This window comes from Nocardia sp. NPDC006630, from assembly GCF_040611495.1.
Taxonomy (GTDB): domain Bacteria; phylum Actinomycetota; class Actinomycetes; order Mycobacteriales; family Mycobacteriaceae; genus Nocardia.
Genome location: NZ_JBEXOK010000020.1, coordinates 54,732 through 67,902, shown reverse-complemented (window position 1 = coordinate 67,902; position 13,171 = coordinate 54,732). Strand labels below are relative to the sequence as shown.

Sequence of the window (13,171 nt, the reverse complement as noted above, 5' to 3'; positions counted from 1 at the left end):
GAAGAGAGCACAACGAGCTATGCCGAGTAGGACGAGTGCCAAGTCGGCCAAGGCCATCAAGGCCGCAGGCAAATCTTCCGGTGGCTTCCGCAGAGGCGGCACCGGGGGCAGACTTCCCACCAAGCGCCAGATTCCCTGGATGACGATCGCCGCGGTGGTGTGTGTGCTCGCGCTGATCGGCGGGATCGCCGCGTTCCTGGTCCCGAAGATCCAGGACAAGCAGGAGGCGGACAAGTACACGCCGAGCGCCCAGAAGAAGGATCCGTCGGATCAGATCTCGGGCGTGGTCAAGAAGGACTACCCGGCCGGTCTGCACGTGGCCGCGACGCAGCGCGTGGCGTACGACCAGGCACCGCCCTTCGGCGGGCCGCACGACGGTTCGTGGGCGGCGTGCACGGGCATTGTGTACTCCAAGGCGATTCGCACCGAGAATGCCGTGCATTCGCTGGAGCACGGCGCGATCTGGATCGCGTACAACCCGGACAAGGTCGACAAGGCCGGCATCGATCTGCTGAAGTCGAAGGTGCAGGGCAAGCCGTACTCGCTGATGTCGCCGTATCCCGGTCTGGATTCGCCGATTTCGCTGCAGTCGTGGGGCCATCAGCTGAAGCTGAACTCGGCCGACGACAAGCGCGTGAACGAATTCATCACCGCGCTGCGCCTGAACCAGAACACCTACCCGGAGGTCGGCGCGGACTGCGCGAACCCGACCTTCAGCACCGACAATCCGCCGCCGTTCGATCCGTCTCCGGTGGGTCCGGACGCGGTGCCGATGGATGGTAAGGGCCTGCAGCAGGATTCGAGCGAGCTCTCCGGCGCCGGCGGTGCGCCGACCATGCCCAGCGGCGGCATTCCGGGTCTGCCGGGCGGCCTGTCCGGTCTCCCCGGTGGTCTGTCCGGCCTGCCGGGTGGCGTGCCGAGCATTCCGGCGCCGACCGATGCCCCGACGGTGCCGGATCAGCCGGCTCCGACGCAGTAATGCCGCCGCCCTTGCTCTCCGACGAGGCGAAGGATTTCAGCGACGACACCGAACCGGCCGAGCCGGTGCAGCAGACGCGGCGCAGTCAGCGTCCCGCACTGCTGGTGCTCGGTGTGATCGGTGTGCTGCTGCTCGGTTTCGCGGCCGGAATTCTGGTCGGCAATCCGCTGCGGCAGACGCAGGAGACGCCCGGCACGGTGGATGTCGGCTTCAGCCAGGACATGTCGGTGCATCACGCGCAGGCGGTGCAGATGTCCGGCATCGCGCTGGCCGGTGCGAGTGATACCGAGGTGCGCCGGCTCGCCTACGACATTCTCACCACGCAGGCGAATCAGGCGGGTCGCATGCAGGGCTGGCTGCAGCTGTGGGGCAAGCCGTTCGTCGGCCCCGACGGGTACATGGGCTGGATGTCCGACATGTCGGATATGCCCGGCATGTCAGGTATGCAGCACGGCGCCACCACACAGCACAGCGGTCCGGTGCAGACCATGCCCGGTATGGCGACGGAGCAGGAACTCTCGACACTCCGCACCGCCACCGGCCCCGCACTCGACACCCTGTTCCTGCAGCTGATGCTCCGCCACCATCAGGGCGGCATGCCGATGATCCAGTACGCCGCACAGCACGCCGATACCGATGCCGTCCGCTCCCTCGCGGGCAGCATGGTCAAGACCCAGACGAGCGAAGCGCAACTCATGGCGCAGATGCTCAAAGACCGGGGCGCAGCCCAGCTTCCCCTGAACTGAGGTGTACCGGGCAAAACACCCGGTACACCTCAGTTTTTGGCGGAGCGGACCCGATGCGATACGCTTTCCCAGCCCACTCGGAAAGTCGAGAAGTCCGAGCGGGTCCACCCCCGCCCTCGTAGCTCAGGGGATAGAGCGTCTGCCTCCGGAGCAGAAGGCCGCAGGTTCGATTCCTGCCGAGGGCACAGCGACAAGGCCCCGACCATGAAATATGGTCGGGGCCTTATTCTTTTCGTATCACTGCGCGTGTCACTCGCGGCCGAAGAGCAGGCGGCCCACGTAGGCGGTGTCGAAGTATTCGCGGGCTTCGGCTATGCGGCCGTTGGTGATTCGGAAGACGATGGTCACGTGGTTGGTGAACGGGGCGCCGTCGATGGTGGTGGCGCGCGTGGTCCACTCGGCTACGGCGTGGTCGCCGTCGGCAATCACGTTGTGCACCTCCTGGCTGACCGGTGCGGTGAGGTCGAAGCGGGCGAGCATCTGGGTGAGGAAGCCGGTGAAGATTTCGTCGCGGCCCTTCCAGGTGCGGGAGACCGGGAGGTCTCCGTGCAGGGTCCAGGTGGCGTCCTCGGTGAAGAATTCGGCGCGGCGGTCGGCGGCCTGGCCGGTGGCCAGGGCCTCGATGTAGTCGGTGATGACGGTGCGGGTGACTTCGGTGCTCATGGTGAATTCCCTATCAGGTCTGATCAGGCGAGGGTGAGGACGGCATTGCCGCGAATGCGGCGGTGCACCAGATCGGTGAGGACCGTGGCGGTTTCGGTCCAGTCGGCGATGCGGCCCACCTCGGGGTGAATGATGCCCGCGGCGGCCAGCCGGACCAATTCGGCGAGGTCCTCGGCATCGGTGGTATCGGCGACCCAGTGCGGAAAGTGGTGCAGCGTGAAGGGTGTCGCGCCGAAAAGGTCGAAGAAGTCGAGCTGGACGGGTTGCCGGCTCGCCTGGCCGAACCAGACCACGGTGCCGCCGGGGGCCAGGTGGCGCAGTGCCGCGGCGAAGGTGTCACCGCCGACCGATTCCAGGACGATGTCGAATCGGTCCGTGGCGGCGTCGACATCGGTGAGTACCTCGGCGCCGTAGTCGGCCAGTCGCTGCCCGCGCTCACGGGTCGCCGCGACCGCGGTCACGGTGGCTCCGGCGGCAATCGCGAGTTCCACCACGAGGTGCCCGACCCCGCCCGAAGCGCCGGTGACCAGCAGCCGCTTCCCCGCCACAGCACCCGCGCGGCGCAGCAGTCGCAGGGCGGTGAGTCCCGCCAGCGGGAGCGTGGCGGCGATGGTGGCCGGAAGCTGCTGCGGCAGTGCGGTGATGGCGTCGGTGGCGACGGCGACCTGCTCGGCCCAGCCACCGCCCGCCGCGTGGGCGACAACGCGGGTGCCGACCGCCGGGCCGGTGCCGTCGGCGGCGGCCGTGACGATCCGGCCCGCCACATCCTGGCCGGGTACGTGTCCGGGGACGACCTCTGTCCCGTAAACGCCGGTGAGGGCGAAGTAGTCGCCCCGATTGACCGAGAACGCCTCGACCTCGATAACGGCTTCGCCGGCGGCGGGTGCGGGATCGGTGATCTCGGCGAGGGTGATCAGCCGGTCGTCTGCGGTGGCGGTGAGTGCCTTCATGTCTTCCTCCTGTGTGCTGTCACCGACATTAGGAAGGCTGGTATCCGTTCGGAAGAAGGCAGTAAATAGTGGTATAGGTACCTGGTGGAAACCATCGAGGTAGAAGGCACGCCCGAATGGGATGTCTTCAATATCAACTGCCCCACGCGCCAGGTGTTCGATCGCGTCGGTGAGCGCTGGACGGGGCTGGTGCTGCTCGCGCTGGAGCCGGGCACCCAGCGGTTCTCGGAGCTGCGCAGGCGGATTCAGGGCATCACCCAGAAAATGCTCACCCAGACGCTGCGGGCGCTGGAGCGGGACGGTGTCGTCGAGCGCCGCGTGTTCCCGACGGTTCCGGTCACCGTCGAGTACACGCTGACCCCGCTGGGCCGCAGTCTGGCCACCGCGATCGCGGGTTTGCGGGCCTGGTCGTATCAGAACATCGGTGAAATCATCGCTGCGCGTGCGGAGTACGACGGACGCGAGAGCTGACCCTCGGCAGGGCTGGTTCTGGACAGTGGGCGTTGCCTTCCCGGTCGATGTGGCTACGGAACGGTATGTTTTGGGCATGTCGGACATCGAGGCGATGCGTGCACGACTACCGGGGCGGCGGCCAGGACTGATCGCCGCCGCTGCCTTCGCGAGTCTCGCGAGCACGGTCGTGGCCGTCGCGCCGAGTCACGCCAACCCGGTGAGCGCGGGCCATGCCACCCCGGTCAGCCCGGTCGCCGACACCGAGAGGTCCTTCTACACCCCGCCCGATGATCGGGTCCCCGGTCCGCACGGTTCGGTGATCCAGCTGCGGCCCATCATCGGCGATCCCGGTCTGGCGGGTGCGCGAAACTACCTGGTCCTGTACCGATCCATCGATATGCAGGGCACTCCGGTCGCGGTCTCCGGCACGGTGGCCGTCCCGGAGGGCACGCCGCCGCCGGGCGGCTGGCCGCTCATCTCGTGGGCGCACGGCACCACCGGTGTGGCCGACGGCTGCGCCCCCTCCCGCGACACCTCGGCCGACTTTCCCGCGCACGATTACACCTCGCTGGTCCGGGACGTGCAGGCGCAGTGGATAGCGGCCGGATACGCGGTGGCGCAGACCGACTATCAGGGCCTGGGCACACCGGGCCCGCACGGCTATCTGATCGGCGCCGCCGAACAGCGCGCGGTCACCGATATGGCAAGGGCGGCAAGGGAAATCGAGCCGGACATCGGAACCCGCTGGGTGGCCGTGGGGCATTCCCAGGGCGGCCAGGCCGCCATCTTCGCCGATGCGCAGGCGCAGCAGTGGGCGCCGGAACTGCAATTGCTGGGCGCGGTGGCGCTGGCGCCGGCCTCGCATCAGGGTGTGGGATTGCAGGCCTCACAGCTGGCGACGACGGCCGGTGCGGCGAAGGCGCTGGCGCCGATCACCGGCGGCGCGACCTCGTTCCTGCCCTTGCTCATTCGCGGCGCGCAGACGGTCGCGGATGTGGATCCGGCCCGATTCCTCACGCCCGCAACGGCTTCCCTGCTGACGCTCGCCGATGTCGGCTGCATCGGCCAATTGCGGGAGCCGGGTCAGTGGGGCGATCTGAAGCCGGACGAGGTCTTCTCCCCCACCGGCGATATTTCCGCGCTCACCAAGGTGCTCAACGAAAATGACCCCAGCACACTGTCTTTCGGGCCACCGCTACTGGTGCTGCAGGGCCGCGCCGATACCACCGTGCCGCCGCTGGCCACCGATGCCATGGTGGCGCAGCAGCGGGCCGCGAATCAGCCGGTGGAGTACCGCACCTATCCGGGCGTCGATCACCGTGGCGTGCTGGCGGCGTCCTATGCGGATGCGCTCAGCTGGGTCAATTCGCGATTCGGCAGGTGAGCCGAGTCCGCGGCGGGCCGCATCCGGTACAGCAGGAGCACTCCCGCCGCGCAGCACAGGGTGACCGCGAGCGCCGCCCAGCCGGGACCGGACGAGGTCACGCTGGTCGGGTCGCGGTACCAGCGCGGTGAATAGGCCACCCGGCCGAAACTGCTGCCGCGCAGGGCGACTACCAGACACGGCACCACCAGTACCGCCAGCGCGACCACCGTACTCGGCGCCCCCTGCGCACGATGACCGGCAAAGCTGTAGCCCATGAGCAGCCCGAGCCCGACGATGCCGGCTATCGGAATGAGCCAATCGGTGCGCCCGGTGCTCTCGGTGAGTGCCGCGAATACGGAAAGCGCTGCGGTACCGGCGAATCCGGCCCACGGGACGGACCAGCGCCGTCCGGCGAGGTAGCCGACCGCGACGGCGAGGAACGGGATGGGTGCACTCCAGTCCGGCCGGGGAACGGCGATGATCGCACTGCCCGCATTGGTCACCGCGACCACCAGCAGCACGACCGCCCCGTCACGTCCCGGCAGCAGCAGCGCCGCGATCATGGCCGCGCCCACGGTGATCGATATCGCGATCGCCGCCTGCCACGGCGTTCCGGTATGCCGGACGAGCCATTCGGTGGAGACCGCGGTAGCCATCACCAGCAGCAGCGCCGCCAGGATCGGGCCGATCGGCAGATCGGCACTCTCGTCCTCGGCATCGTCGAGGACCGGTTCGGCGCGCTGCGTGATGACCGCCGCGCCCAGTGCCGCGGCGGTGACCAGGATGAGCCAGATCGGCGGCGTACCGGTGGAGGCCCATTCGATGAGGGTGCGGCTCTGCTGGCCCTGTCCGGGCAGGGAGGTGAGATCGCCGATCATGATGCTGGAGAGCGCGCCGATGAGATAGGCGGCCGTCGCGAGCGGTTTACCGAAGACGGCGACCGCGAGCGCGCCGAGCAGGATGCCGCCGAAGATCGAGTCGATGTAATTGACCGTGATCAGTGTTCCGGTCAGCGCATTGTTCAGATTCCAGAGATGGTCCACCACCAGTACGGCAGCACCGCCGAAGGAGACGATCCAGGCGGTGCGGCGGCCCAGCGCCACCGCCAGCGCGGCCGCGATCACCGCGAACATGGCGCCGGCGGCCGCGGCGCGCGGCATATTCAGCACCAGCAGATCGAGTTCGAGGGGACCTTCGTTCGACCAGCCGAGATCGAGGGGAGCCATCAGCAACAGTCCGGCGACTACCGCGCCCAGAAAGGCGGATGTGGGCAGGATTACGCGGTCGAACCACCGGACATCAGGCATCGAGCCCACGCCTATCGGATGCACCGACGCGAATCTCGCGCCCATCTCGTCTCACCCTTTCACCGGTGATGCGACGCTCACGCGTTACAGCAGTACGAGCAGCTAACTCTTTCCGAGGTTAACAGCAAGTAGGCATACCGGTCCGGGTCGGTGATTTACGCCACCCTGCCCGACCAGCGGTTTCGACTGGTGAGGCGGGCGGTGCAGATGAGGTTCGAGCCGATCGTCAGGCACGGCCGTGCCCGTCAGGCGAGCCGGAACGGGGTGTCCCGGCGGGGCCGATCGTCAGGCACGGCCGTGCCCGTCAGGCGAGCCGGAACGGGGTGTCCCGGCGGGGCCGATCGTCGGGCGCAGCAGAAACCGTCAGGCAGACGAGGCCGGGGCCGGGGCGTCAGGCGGACCGGGCTGGAGGCCACGGGGGCCGAGCGTCAGGCGCAGCGGAAGCGGAAGGTAGCGAGCGGGGCCGGGCCGGGGACGGTGTTCACCTGCTGGGCCGGGTCGCCGTCGAGTGCGCAGCCGGTGGGGGTGGCGACCTGGATCCGGTAGCAGCCGCTCGGGACGGCGGCGGTGACGGTGCCGTCATTGCCGGTGGTGACGCTCGGCAGGGCCGTGCCGCCCGCGCAGGGGGCGATATCGGTCTTGACGCCGGCGAGCGCGAACTGTTCCGGACCGTAGACGGCCTGCACCTTCACCGCGGAGTCACCGGCGGGCGGCTGCGCGGCCGCGAGCGGGGAGACGGCGAGGGCGGCGGCCAGGACGGACGTGACGAACAGCAAGCGGCGCACGGGACTCCTTCGGGTCGAGCGGAGGCGAATTCGCCTCCGGGCCAATATAGGTGCTCGTACCCGGTATCGGAGTCAGCACACTCGGGCGCTGTCACATTCTTGCCACCCGAGCGGTCGTCACACGGCCGAGAGCGCATCCCGTGCGGGTAGCGCGCGGGCGGTGCCGCTGGTGAGGTCGGCGGCCGTCGCGCACTGCGCATCGGTGAATGCCACTGCCGCGCCGAGCACTTCGAGATCCACCCGATCGCCGACCGCCGGTGCGGCGACGCTGACGCGGCGCACCTGGATGGGTTCGGTGCGCCCGTCCAGGTCCAGGGTGAGCATGACGTCCGCACCCCGGAATTCGACGCCGCGCACGGTCGCGCAGCCGGGGTCGCCCTGCGAGACCGCCTGTGCGACAATCTGTTCCGGCCGCATCATGACCGTCGCGGCCCCGGCGGGGGCATCGGCCTGCACCGGAATGCGGCCCAGCGCGGTCTCGGCGAAGGCGCCGCGCAGGGCGGCGTCGAGCAGCACGGTATCGCCGAGGAATCCGGCGGTGAAGAGATCGGCGGGCGCGGCGTACACCTGTTCGGGCGTGCCGACCTGGGTGAAGCGACCGGTGCACATGACGGCCACCTGATCGGCGAAGGACAGCGCCTCCTCCTGATCGTGGGTCACCAGAATGCTGGTCATCCCCGCGCCGCGCAGCGCGTCGGCGACGGCCTGGCGGGTGGCCGCGCGCAATCCGGTATCGAGGGCGCTGAACGGCTCGTCCAGCAGCATGAGATCGGGTTTGCGGGCCATGGCGCGGGCCAGCGCGACACGCTGCTGCTGACCGCCCGAGAGCTGGTGCGGGCGGCGCGTGGCGTAGGAGGGGTCCAGCGAGACCATCTCGAGCAGTTCGCGCACCTGCTCCTGGCGCCGGCGGCGTCCGGCCATCCCGCCGTTGAGGCCGTAGGCGATGTTCTGCCCGACGGTGAGATGCGGGAACAGCGCGCCGTCCTGCGCCACATAGCCGATCTTGCGGCGGTGCGCGGGCAGCGAGAATCCCTCTCGGGTAACCACTTCCGATCCGACGGTGACCGATCCGGCATTCGGGTTCTCGAAGCCGGCGATGACCCGCAGCAGCGTGGTCTTACCGCAGCCGGAGGAGCCGACCACGGCCGTGGAGCTGCCGTCGGGCACCTCCAGGCGAATGCCGTCCAGCACCCGGGTCGACCCGAAGGTCTTCGAAACATTGTCGACGACAAGACGACTCATACTCCGGCCGCCTTCCTGGATTGAGTGAACAGCAGATACGTGACCGGCACCGAGGCGATGATCATGATCAGGGCGTAGGGCGCGGCCGCCGCGTAGTCCAGTTCGCCGGACAGCGACCAGAAGCGCATGGCCAGGGTGCGGGTGCCGTTGGGCGCCAGCAGCAGGGTGGCGGTGAGTTCGGTGGCCACCGCCACGAACACCATGGCCGCCGCCGAGGCCGCGGCGGGCGCGGTCAGCCGCAGCGTGATGCGGAAGAAGGTGGCGGGACCGGACTTTCCGAGCGCCTGCGACATCTCCTCCAGACCGACGGGCACCTGCGCCAGCCCTGCCCGCACACCGACCAGGGCGCGCGGCAGGAACATGAGCGTGTAGGCGGCGAGCACGGTGGCGGCCGTCTGATAGAGCGCGGGCAGCCAGCGAATGCTCACGGTCACCAGCGCCAGCGCGATGACGATGCCAGGCAGCGAACTGGTGATGTAGTTGGCGCCCTCGATGATTCGTGCGAATCGCGAGGTGGAGCGCACCGCAATCCAGGCCACCGGGAAGGCGCACACCGTGGTGATGACGGCGGCCACGGCGGCCAATCCGACGGTCTGCCCGAGGGATTGGCCGATATCGGCCATATCCCACACCTTCGAACCACCGATGCGCAGCCAGCGCACGATGCACCACAGCGGTACGCCGAGCGTGCCCGCCAGCGCCGCGGCGAGCAGCAGGAAGACCGGAATCTTGTTGACGCCCAGCCGAACCCGGGTCGCGGCCCGGGGTACACCGCTGCCGATGCGTGCGTACCGGGCATTGCCGCGTGCGGCCGCCTCCCCCGCCAGCAACACCAGGCACAGCGCCACCAGCACACCGGCCAGGGCATTGCCCGCCGCTCCGGCGAAGCTCGACTGGTACTGCTCGAAAATGGCGGTGGTGAAGGTGTCGAACCGCACCATGGCGAACGCGCCGTACTCGGCGAGCAGATGCAGTGCGATGAGCAGTCCGCCGCCGAGAATGGCCAATCGCAACTGCGGCAGCACAATTCGCACGAAGACCGTCAGCGGCCCGGAGCCCAGCGCCCGCGCGGATTCCTCCACCGCGGGATCCAGGCGGCGCAGCGTGGCGGCGGCGGGCAGGTACACCAGCGGGAAGTACGACACGGTGGCGATGAGCACGCCCGCCCACAGCCCGTGCAGGGACGGGATGGCGCTCACCCACCCGTAACTGTTGACGAAGGCGGGCACGGCCAGGGGCGCCACGAAGATCGGCCCCCACCAGCCCGTGCCCGGAACATCGGTGCGCTCCACGATCCAGGCCAGTCCGATGCCGAGCACCAGGCAGATGGGAACGGTGAGCACCACCAGATCCACGGTATTGCGCAGCAATTCGCCGACCCGGGGCCGGAAGATCAGCTGCGCGGTGTCGTGGATTCCATTGGCGAGCAGGGTGGACACGATGTAGCCCAGCGGCACGAAGGTCGCGGCGACCAGCAGCAGCGCGACGATCGTGATGAGGAGCCCGGACCGATCGGCCCGGGCTGCGACAGCGGTCCGGACGGTCACGATCAGAGCAGGCCCGCCTCGGTCATGAGCTGCGTGACCTTCTTGGCGTCCAGCTTGCTCGGGTCGATCTTGGGCGCGTCCAGCGAAGCCAGCGGCGGCAGTGCGGGATTGGCGGCGACGTTCGCGGCGACCGGGTACTCCATGGAGTCACCGTCGCGCAGCACCTCCTGGCCCTTCTGCGAGGCGATGAAGGCCAGGAACTTCTGCGCGTTCTCCTGCTTCTTGCTCGACTTCAGCACGCCGCCACCGGAAGTGGAGACGAAGGCGCCCGGGTCCTGGTTCTTGAAGAACAGCAGCTTGGTGTTGTTGCTGTTCTCCTTGGTGAGGGCCTGATCGCGGAACCAGTAGTAGTGGTAGATCACGCCGCCGTCGAACTGGCCGGTGTTCGCGCCCTTCATGACCGCGGTGTTGTTCTGCGAGATGATCGCATTGTCCTTCATGCCTTTGAGCCAGGCCTTGGTGACGTCCTCACCCTTCTGTGCCAGCAGGGCGGCCACGATGGCCTGGAAGTCGGCGCCGGACGCGCCCGCGCTCCAGCGGCCCTTCCACTGCGGCTGCTGCAGGTCCAGCAGCGAGTGCGGCAGCTGATCGGCGGGCAGCTTGCCCGTGTTGTAGACGAAAACGGTTGAGCGGGCGGCGATTCCGACCCACTTGCCGGTGGAGGGGCGGAACTGCTCGGGCACCAGCGCGAGGGTGTCCTTATTGACGTCGGCGAACAGCCCGGCGTTCTCGACCAGCGCCATGGCGGGCGAGTTCTCGGTGAGGAAGACATCAGCGGGCGAGTTCTTGCCCTCGGCGATGATCTGATTGCCGAGGTCGGTGTCGCCGCCCTGCCGGACCGTCACCTTGATCCCGGTCTCCTTGGTGAACGCGTCCGTCCACTCCTTGGTCAGGTCCTCATGCTGGGCGTTGTAGATGAGAATGTTGTTGTCGTCCTTGGCGGAGGACGAGCATCCGGTTGCCGCGAGCAGGGTGATTGCCGCGATCGCGCCGGAGATCAGTTTCCATCGAGCCACTGCCATGACTGTCCTTTCGACCTGCCAATCCTCGTCTATGAGGTTTGGCTAACCAACCTACCGGCTCCGGGGTCGGACAGATCCGGCACCCCGCCGAATCGCAACCGTTTTGCCGTAGTCTGCGGACATTCAGTGGTGAACCGATCGACAGGATCTCGATGACCCTCCCGCCCGGCGGACAACCGTACAATCCCGCACCGGACGTTCAGCAATCCTCTGGCGAACACACCTCCCCTGGTAAACGACGTGGCCGCTCACCCCTGATCATCGGGCTGATCGTGGCGGCCGTCGTCCTGGTCGGCGGTGGCATCGCCGCCGCAGTCTCCTTGACCGGCAAGACAACTCCGTCCGATGACCAGCGCATCGAGTCGACCGTGCGGGATTTCTACGGCACGCTCTCGGACAAGGGACCGTCCGTCGCGGTGACCAAGGCCTGCGCCGCGGACCGTGCGCAGTACGACGCGCTCCCGGACGCCCAGAAGAGCGCCTCCGACGAGGGCAAGATCAGTATTCGTATTGTGAGCGTGGATCACATCGCCGTCACCGGTGACCGTGCCACCGCGAATCTGGTCGGGGCCATGACCATGCCCGGCGCCGAGGACAAGACGACCACCGCCACCGAACACCTCCGTAAGGAAGACGGCACATGGAAGGTCTGCTCGGCCGACGGCAGGTAGTGCGGCGATGAGCTGCTGCGGACCCACCCGGCGACGGGTGCTGGGAGCCTTCGCGGCAGCCGCGCTGCTACCGCTGGCGCGGCCGAGTTCGGTTCGCGCGCAACCCGGTTCCGTGCTGCCGACCGATCTCGAGGTCGTGACCGTCACCGAGAGTTCGGCGGTGCTCACCTGGACGACCCTGGGCCCGGATGCCGGTGGCACGCCGGTACCCGTCGAGACCGATGGCGAGCTGTGGCTGGGCCCCGCGGACGGATCGGGTCTGCGCCAGGTCTGGGCCGAGCCGGAGCCGACCGCCTATCACTACGCGGAGGTCACCGGGCTGGAACCCGGGCGGCGCTACCGCTTCGAGGCCCGCTCGCTCGGCGTCGCGGCCGCCCCCGCGCTGAATGTGGCTACGCGACTCCCGAATACGCCGGAGGCGACGGGCGAATTCGGCACGCTGATCCCACCGCCCGGCCGCCTGCTGCGCACCATCGCCCTGTCCAACGACATTCACTACGGTGAGGAGGTCAGCGGTCTCATCACCGCGGGTCTGCCGCCCGGTGTGCGCCAAGATCCCGGTCTGCCACCGTATCCCGAGGTCATGCTCACCGCGGTGCTGGACGATCTGCGCCGGCCCGACCGCGGCGCCGACCACCTGATCCTCGCCGGCGATCTGACCGCCGAGGCCACGCCCGCCCAGGTCGGCGGCGTCCACGCGCATCTGTCCGCCTGGGGCGCGCCGGGCCGGGATTGGTTCGCCTGCCGCGGCAATCACGACCGCCCGCACCTGGGCGGCGAGTACACCGGCTGCACGCCGTTTCTCGACCACTACGACTGCTGGGGCGAATCCTTCACTCCCCGGCAGCAATTGGCGGAATACGAGGTGGGCGAGCTGCGCCTGCTCGCCCTCGACACCACCGAACTCGACGCCGCCGGCGGCAGCATCGACCGCCCGCAGTTCGATCGGTTGCGCGAGCTGCTGCGTGCCGACCCGGATCGCCCGACCCTGGTGTTCAGCCACCATCCGGTCACCGCCGAATCCGGCTGGTCCAATATCGCGGGCCCCGGTTTCATCCTGAATGCCGCCGACGCCGCGGAGTTGCAGTCCCTCTATGGCTCCGCACCCGGTGTCTTCCTGCACCATTCCGGTCATACCCACCGCAATCGCCGCACCCGCCCCGACCTGGCCCTCCCCGTCGAATTCCTGGAAGTGGCCGCGGCCAAGGAATATCCCGGCGGCTACACCCTGCTGCGCGTCTACGAGGGCGGCTACATGCTGAATTTCTACAAGACCCGCACCCCGGGCGCCCGGCGCTGGAGCGCCCGCTCCCGCGGCGAATACTTCGGCCTGCTCCCCGAATACACCCTCGGCGCCACCGCGGATCGCAATCACGTGGTGCTGCGCGACTTCTCGGGTCTGACCGCATGAAAGCGGCTGGGCCCCCGCGAAGTTCGCGG

The 13,171-nt window shown here is 68.5% G+C and carries 13 protein-coding genes and 1 tRNA gene; 7 read left to right on the top strand and 7 right to left on the bottom strand.

The genetic code is table 11. The annotated features are described in order from the left end of the window. The first annotated feature begins 19 nt into the window (after positions 1–19). From ABZX86_RS38705 to ABZX86_RS38695, 3 genes are all read left to right on the top strand, one after another. Positions 20–979: a DUF3105 domain-containing protein gene (locus ABZX86_RS38705; RefSeq protein WP_355131191.1), complete on the top strand. Its 960-nt coding sequence runs from the start codon at positions 20–22 to the stop codon at positions 977–979. Next, a complete protein-coding gene (locus ABZX86_RS38700; RefSeq protein WP_355131189.1) occupies positions 979–1,725 on the top strand; it encodes a DUF305 domain-containing protein in 747 nt (248 codons plus the stop codon). Before ABZX86_RS38705 ends, ABZX86_RS38700 begins: the two co-directional genes overlap by 1 nt. A gap of 112 nt (positions 1,726–1,837) precedes the next feature. Beyond that, a tRNA-Arg gene (locus ABZX86_RS38695) sits at positions 1,838–1,910 on the top strand. 64 nt (positions 1,911–1,974) lie between these two features. Here ABZX86_RS38695 and ABZX86_RS38690 read toward each other — a convergent pair. Next, positions 1,975–2,388 carry a nuclear transport factor 2 family protein gene (locus tag ABZX86_RS38690; RefSeq protein WP_355131187.1) on the bottom strand — a complete coding sequence of 138 codons (414 nt, stop codon included), beginning with the start codon at positions 2,386–2,388 and terminating at the stop codon, positions 1,975–1,977. Between the two features lie 23 nt (positions 2,389–2,411). Then, positions 2,412–3,338, bottom strand: coding sequence for a zinc-binding dehydrogenase (locus ABZX86_RS38685; RefSeq protein ID WP_355131185.1), 927 nt, complete (start codon positions 3,336–3,338; stop codon positions 2,412–2,414). Between the two features lie 84 nt (positions 3,339–3,422). On the opposite strand from ABZX86_RS38685, the gene ABZX86_RS38680 reads away from it, so the two are divergent. Together ABZX86_RS38680 and ABZX86_RS38675 are read left to right on the top strand one after the other, a co-directional pair. Continuing rightward, positions 3,423–3,809, top strand: coding sequence for a helix-turn-helix domain-containing protein (locus ABZX86_RS38680; RefSeq protein WP_327143990.1), 387 nt, complete (start codon positions 3,423–3,425; stop codon positions 3,807–3,809). 76 nt (positions 3,810–3,885) lie between these two features. After that, on the top strand, positions 3,886–5,175 hold the full coding sequence (locus ABZX86_RS38675; protein WP_355131183.1) for a lipase family protein: 1,290 nt from the start codon (positions 3,886–3,888) through the stop codon (positions 5,173–5,175). On the opposite strand, the gene ABZX86_RS38670 is transcribed toward ABZX86_RS38675, so the two are convergent. The 5 genes from ABZX86_RS38670 to ABZX86_RS38650 form a co-directional block, all read right to left on the bottom strand. Continuing rightward, on the bottom strand, positions 5,130–6,464 hold the full coding sequence (locus ABZX86_RS38670) for a hypothetical protein (protein WP_355131181.1): 1,335 nt from the start codon (positions 6,462–6,464) through the stop codon (positions 5,130–5,132). The two genes, ABZX86_RS38675 and ABZX86_RS38670, sit on opposite strands and share 46 nt — an antisense overlap. Positions 6,465–6,892: 428 nt before the next feature. Continuing rightward, complete coding sequence (locus tag ABZX86_RS38665; RefSeq protein WP_355131179.1) at positions 6,893–7,249, bottom strand: hypothetical protein; 357 nt, start codon at positions 7,247–7,249, stop codon at positions 6,893–6,895. A gap of 117 nt (positions 7,250–7,366) precedes the next feature. Next, on the bottom strand, positions 7,367–8,491 hold the full coding sequence (locus ABZX86_RS38660) for an ABC transporter ATP-binding protein (protein ID WP_355131177.1): 1,125 nt from the start codon (positions 8,489–8,491) through the stop codon (positions 7,367–7,369). After that, positions 8,488–10,038, bottom strand: a complete 1,551-nt coding sequence (locus ABZX86_RS38655; RefSeq protein WP_355131175.1) for an iron ABC transporter permease — start codon at positions 10,036–10,038, stop codon at positions 8,488–8,490. Before ABZX86_RS38655 ends, ABZX86_RS38660 begins: the two co-directional genes overlap by 4 nt. Positions 10,039–10,040: 2 nt before the next feature. Next, the gene (locus ABZX86_RS38650) at positions 10,041–11,060 is read right to left on the bottom strand and encodes an iron ABC transporter substrate-binding protein (RefSeq protein WP_355131173.1); all 1,020 of its coding nucleotides are present in this window, start codon (positions 11,058–11,060) and stop codon (positions 10,041–10,043) included. A gap of 152 nt (positions 11,061–11,212) precedes the next feature. Here ABZX86_RS38650 and ABZX86_RS38645 point away from each other — a divergent pair, with 152 nt between their 5' ends. Continuing rightward, entirely contained in the window at positions 11,213–11,731 is a 519-nt protein-coding gene (locus ABZX86_RS38645) for a hypothetical protein (protein WP_355131171.1), read from the top strand. 7 nt (positions 11,732–11,738) lie between these two features. Further along, positions 11,739–13,142: a metallophosphoesterase gene (locus ABZX86_RS38640; protein ID WP_355131170.1), complete on the top strand. Its 1,404-nt coding sequence runs from the start codon at positions 11,739–11,741 to the stop codon at positions 13,140–13,142. The last annotated feature ends 29 nt before the right edge of the window (positions 13,143–13,171 follow it).

Bases quoted from the DNA above. Each gene is read 5' to 3' on its own strand.
- ABZX86_RS38705 (WP_355131191.1), top strand. From the start codon at position 20: ATGCCGAGTAGGACGAGTGCCAAGTCGGCCAAGGCCATCAAGGCCGCA.
- ABZX86_RS38700 (WP_355131189.1), top strand. From the start codon at position 979: ATGCCGCCGCCCTTGCTCTCCGACGAGGCGAAGGATTTCAGCGACGAC.
- ABZX86_RS38690 (WP_355131187.1), bottom strand. From the start codon at position 2,388: ATGAGCACCGAAGTCACCCGCACCGTCATCACCGACTACATCGAGGCC.
- ABZX86_RS38685 (WP_355131185.1), bottom strand. From the start codon at position 3,338: ATGAAGGCACTCACCGCCACCGCAGACGACCGGCTGATCACCCTCGCC.
- ABZX86_RS38675 (WP_355131183.1), top strand. From the start codon at position 3,886: ATGTCGGACATCGAGGCGATGCGTGCACGACTACCGGGGCGGCGGCCA.
- ABZX86_RS38670 (WP_355131181.1), bottom strand. From the start codon at position 6,464: ATGCCTGATGTCCGGTGGTTCGACCGCGTAATCCTGCCCACATCCGCC.
- ABZX86_RS38660 (WP_355131177.1), bottom strand. From the start codon at position 8,491: ATGAGTCGTCTTGTCGTCGACAATGTTTCGAAGACCTTCGGGTCGACC.
- ABZX86_RS38650 (WP_355131173.1), bottom strand. From the start codon at position 11,060: ATGGCAGTGGCTCGATGGAAACTGATCTCCGGCGCGATCGCGGCAATC.
- ABZX86_RS38645 (WP_355131171.1), top strand. From the start codon at position 11,213: ATGACCCTCCCGCCCGGCGGACAACCGTACAATCCCGCACCGGACGTT.
- ABZX86_RS38640 (WP_355131170.1), top strand. From the start codon at position 11,739: ATGAGCTGCTGCGGACCCACCCGGCGACGGGTGCTGGGAGCCTTCGCG.